We start from the raw sequence: 4132 nt of genomic DNA, 5'->3' as shown, positions 1-4132 counted from the left end.
GGCGCCGCGCGCCCCGCCCCCGCCCCGCGCCCCGGCCCCCGCCGCCCGGGCGCCCCCCGCCGCGCCGGGCCCCGCGGGGGCGGCCCCCCCCGGCGCCGGGGCAGGCGCCTTGGGGTCGATGTCGGGTCTGTCCGGGTGGGGGTCGCGCTCAGCGATCCCGCCCCCATTCTCGCGAGCCCACTCGTTACCCTGTCCCGCGATGCGAACGACGACAGTGATCTGGACCAGCTCGCCGCCCTCGTCACCGAGCACGAGGTCGTCGAAGTGATCGTGGGCCTGCCCAGGACGCTGGCCAACCGGCACGGTTCGGCCGCCGCCATCGCACTCGGCTACGCCGACGCGCTCGCCGGGCGGATCGCGCCGGTCCCCGTCCGGCTCGCCGACGAGCGACTGACGACGGTCACGGCGACGCGTATCCTGGCGGCGCGTGGGGTGAAGGGACGTAAGCAGCGTGCGGTGGTCGACCAGGCCGCCGCCGTGGAAATCCTGCAGGCGTGGCTCGACGCCGCCGCCGCACAGCACGCTCGGGAGGGCAAGTCATGACCGAGCCGCCCGGTGGTTCCGAACGCAGGGGAGGACGTCGACGGCTGCGCGAACCCGCGCCCGAGACGCCCCCGCACCGGAATCCCGAACCCCGGCCCGCGCCGGGGCGATCCGCTCCCCGGCCCGCGAGGTCCACCCAGCCGAGTGAAATACCGCCCCGGCATCATCGGCGTGCCCTGCCCCCGGAGGAGCAGCCCGGGTTCGACGAGCCTCCGCCGCGCCGCCGGGCCGTTCCCCCGCCGGACGCCCCGGTGGAACCCCGGCCCAGCGGACGGCGCCGCCGGGCCGAACCGGAGGATTTCGCGCCCCCGGTGGACGAGTACGCGGCCCCCGCCGACGACGGCTACGGCCGCCGCGCCGCCCGCTCCCGCTATCGCGACGAGCCGGGCGAGCCGCCGCCACCCCGTCCCCGGCGCGCGGCCGAGGAGCCAGGCCGCCCGCCGCGCCGGATGCCCCCGCCCGACCGGGCCGCGGGCCCGCCGGACCGGCCTGTGGGCCCCCCTGACCGGCCTGTGGGCCCGCCTGACCGGCCCGCCGGACCGCCGGACCGCGCCGCCGATGTGCCCGCCGAGCCACCGCCCCGGATGCCGCCCGAGCGGCCCCGGCGCCCCCGGCCGGTGCGGGACGAGCGGCCGACCGACATCATCCCGTTCGTGCCGGACGAGCCCGAGCCGCCGAAACGTGGCTCGCGGCGGGAGCCGGAGCCCGAGGAGGCGCCCGCCGAAGACGAGTTCTTCGACGAGTACGGGTACGACGACGAGTACGACCCGGAGTACGACGGCGAATACGCCGAGGACGAGGAAGGCGAATACGAGGACGAGGAGCCGAAGCCGAAGAAGCGCCGCCGCAAGCGGGCCTTCGGCTGGATCGCCGCCATCGCGGTGCTCGTGGCGCTCGCCGGTGGCGCCTGGTACGGCTACCAGGCCCTGTTCGGCTACGAGGACTTCGAGGGTTCGGGCACCGGTGACGTTCTCGTCCAGGTCGAGGACGGCGATTCGACCTCGGCGATCGGCGCCAAGCTCGCCGACGCGGGCGTCGTCGCGAGCGGACGGGCGTTCGTCAAGGCCGGCAAGGACAACCAGGCGCTGGCCAAGATCCAGCACGGCTACTACGTGCTGAAGCAGCACATGTCCGGGGCGAGCGCGGTCGATCAGATCGTGTCCCCGCAGGCACGGGTCGGCGAACTGGAACTCAAGCCCTACACCCAGTTCGACGACATCACGCAGCCAGACGGCAAGGTCACCCCCGGGGTGTTTTCCTTGCTGTCCAAGGCTTCCTGCGCGAACCTCAACGGCAAGAGCACCTGCGTCAGCACCGACGAACTACGCAAGACGGTCGCGAACGCCGACCTGAAGGCGCTGGGCGTGCCGGACTGGGCGGTGGAACCCGCGTCGAAGGCCGAGCACAAGGACAAGCGGCTGGAGGGGCTCATCGCCCCCGGCGTGTACGACGTCAAGCCCGGTTCGTCCGCGCTCGACATCCTCACGAAGCTGGTCAAGGACTCGGCGGCGTCGATCGCCGACGCGGGGCTGACCGCCCAGCACGCCGGGCCTGGCAGGACCCCGTACGAGACGCTGATCATCGCGTCGATCATCGAGCGCGAGGCGATCACCTCCGACTTCGGCAAGATCTCCCGTGTCATCTACAACCGGCTCGGGAAGAACATGAAGCTGGAGATGGACTCGACGATCAACTACCCGCTCGACAAGCCGACCCTGTTGACCAGCGACGCGGACCGGGCCAAGCCGGGCCCGTACAACTCCTATCTCAACACCGGGCTGCCGCCGACGCCGATCGCGGTGTCCAGCAAGGACGCCATCCAGGCGGCGCTGAACCCGTCGCCCGGCGACTGGATTTTCTTCGTCAAGTGCGAGAAGAACGGCCAGTCCTGTTTCGCGGTGACCTACGAGGACCACGTGAAGAACAAGCACGAGGCAGAGGCACGCGGTGCCTACTGAGCCGGGCCCGCGCAAGGCCGCGGTGCTGGGCAAGCCGATCGAGCATTCGCTGTCGCCGGTGCTGCACGGCGCCGCGTTCCGCGCGCTCGGGCTCGACGGCTGGACCTACGAGCGGATCGAGGCCGGCGCCGAGGAACTGCCCGGCTTCGTCGACGGCCTCGGCCCGGAATGGGCCGGGTTCTCGGTCACCATGCCGGGCAAACGCGCGGCGCTGGATTACGCGGACGAGGTGACCCCGCGTGCCGCGGCCGTCGGCGCGGCCAACACCCTGGTGCGCCGCGCCGAAGGCGGCTGGCGTGCCGACTGCACCGACGTCGAAGGCGTGACCGGCGCACTGCGGGCCGCGGGCGGGTACACCCCGTCGGCCGGGGACGTCGCCGTCGTACTCGGCGCGGGCGGTACCGCGGCGGCGGCGGTGGTCGGCCTGGCGGACCTCGGCGTCCGGCAGGTCCGGCTCGTCGTCCGGGAACCCGCGCGAGCCGGGGAGACGGTCGACGCGGCGAAGCGGGCCGCACTGGACGTCGAAGTCCTGCGATGGTCCGAAGTGGACTTCGCGGCGCTGGCCACGGCCGCGGTGCTGGTGAACACCGTCCCGCCGGACGCCGTGCTGCCCCATATCGAGCATCTCGCGGGCATCGGCTGCGTCCTCGACGTCATCTACCACCCATGGCCGACGCCGCTCGCCGAAGCCGTCGCCGCCCGCGGCGGACGGCTCGCGACCGGGCTGGACATGCTGCTGCACCAGGCTTTCGGCCAGACCGAGCAGTTCACCGGCCTGCCCGCGCCCCGGGAAGCCATGCGTGCCGCCCTGCGCGCGGCGACCGGGAACATCCTTCCGCTGCCGATCTCCTGAAAAATCCCTTCCGCAAGATCGTCCGCCTGATATTCTGGCCGACTGCCTTGTACCTCTTGCAGGGAAGGATACTGAGGGGAAATGCCCAAACCGGACAGCTCCGATTACACCGAAGACGATATCGCGTCCGCTTGGGTGGGGGAGCCACCCGTCTTGAATTCGCAGGTCACCCTGGCCGAATACGACCCGGAATGGCCGAAGCTCTACGAGCGCGAGGCTCAGCGTATCCGCGCCGCGCTGGGGGATCGGGTTCTCGTGCTCGAGCACGTCGGCTCGACCTCGGTGCCCGGCCTGTGCGCCAAGCCGATCATCGACATCCTGCTCGAAGTCCCGGACTCCGACGACGAGGACGCGTACGTTCCCGCGCTGGAGGCCGCGGGCTACCGGCTCAACATCCGTGAGCCGGACTGGGAGAAGCACCGCTGTTTCAAGGGGCCGGACACCAACGTCAATCTGCACGTCTATTCCCCGGGCAACGGCCAGACTGAGCGCTACCGGCTCTTCCGCGAACGGCTGCGCGCGCATCCCGAGGAGCGGGCGCTCTACGAACGCACGAAGCGGGAACTGGCCGCGCGGAACTGGCAGTACATCCAGAACTACGCCGACGCGAAGACCCCGGTGATCGACGAGATCATCGAACGCGCCCGCGCCGCGCGGTAGTGCTTCCCAGCGTGAGCTGAAGGGGGGGGGTTGAAGGCTAGCTAAACAGGGATAAACCACACACACCGCCACAAGCCCCAAAAAAACCCAAAAACAACCCACCCCAAAAGCTTACAGC

3 protein-coding genes and 1 pseudogene are annotated in these 4132 nt (G+C 71.4%); all 4 read left to right on the top strand.

Annotated features, from left to right (window positions below; genetic code table 11):
* A partial coding sequence (gene ruvX / locus ACFWX1_RS39145; RefSeq protein WP_378394903.1) for a Holliday junction resolvase RuvX occupies positions 1-543 on the top strand: 543 nt, incomplete at its 5' end.
* Positions 540-2501 (top strand): endolytic transglycosylase MltG, encoded by a 1962-nt coding sequence (mltG, locus tag ACFWX1_RS39140; RefSeq protein WP_378394902.1) that lies wholly within the window; start codon positions 540-542, stop codon positions 2499-2501. The genes ruvX and mltG, both read left to right, overlap by 4 nt.
* Complete coding sequence (locus tag ACFWX1_RS39135) at positions 2491-3354, top strand: shikimate dehydrogenase (RefSeq protein ID WP_378394901.1); 864 nt, start codon at positions 2491-2493, stop codon at positions 3352-3354. Before mltG ends, ACFWX1_RS39135 begins: the two co-directional genes overlap by 11 nt.
* Before the next feature lie 81 nt (positions 3355-3435).
* Positions 3436-4011, top strand: a pseudogene (locus ACFWX1_RS39130) (GrpB family protein); the annotation flags it as partial.
* Between the last annotated feature and the right edge of the window lie 121 nt (positions 4012-4132).

The sequence above is a fragment of the Amycolatopsis sp. NPDC059021 genome, assembly GCF_042739895.1.
Lineage (GTDB): Bacteria > Actinomycetota > Actinomycetes > Mycobacteriales > Pseudonocardiaceae > Amycolatopsis.
This window is presented reverse-complemented; position numbering and strand designations above follow the sequence as displayed.

Bases quoted from the DNA above. Each gene is read 5' to 3' on its own strand.
- mltG (WP_378394902.1), top strand. From the start codon at position 540: ATGACCGAGCCGCCCGGTGGTTCCGAACGCAGGGGAGGACGTCGACGG.